The organism is Bradyrhizobium sp. NBAIM08 (assembly GCF_020193935.1).
Classification (GTDB): domain Bacteria; phylum Pseudomonadota; class Alphaproteobacteria; order Rhizobiales; family Xanthobacteraceae; genus Bradyrhizobium; species Bradyrhizobium yuanmingense.
In genome coordinates, this window is record NZ_JADYVR010000206.1 from 1 (window position 1) to 465 (window position 465).

At 49.5% G+C, this 465-nt stretch carries 1 protein-coding gene; it reads right to left on the reverse strand.

Features of this window, described 5'->3' with window-relative positions; all coding sequences use genetic code 11:
• A partial coding sequence (locus I6F37_RS39135) for a hypothetical protein (protein ID WP_225154247.1) occupies positions 1-465 on the reverse strand: 465 nt, incomplete at both ends.

Genomic DNA, 465 nt, shown 5'->3' on the forward strand with positions numbered 1-465 from the left:
CACATAGTCGGAGAATGCATCCTCATCTTTGGGCCTAGCACTGCGCTTGTCAACCTTGTCCCAGAGGAATTGGGCCTCTGGTATCTCTCCTTGTAGCAGACCTTGAAACCGTTCCAATGAGTCAACTAGCACCTGAATAAGTTGATCTCCACCCTGCACTAATCGCAACTCACGATCAGCCGCAAGCTTCACAATATCTTGTGGTCGAGCTGGAACCCAAGTAGCTCGACGAGCTTCAGCCTCCGCATCCACTTGAACCCATTTGAGCCAATCCAATTCAGGAAGCTCTTGTTGAATCTTTCTGATGGCCTTGCAGGCACGAAAACTCCCTCGATGAATTAAGATCTGGATGATGGCGTTTTGCCACAAATCGATATGATCAAGAGGTCCAGCCCAATATGCTTCACCGCTCCTGTGTTTAGGTGTTTCGAATTGGCGCGTGAGCCACACGTAAAGTTCAGCGAG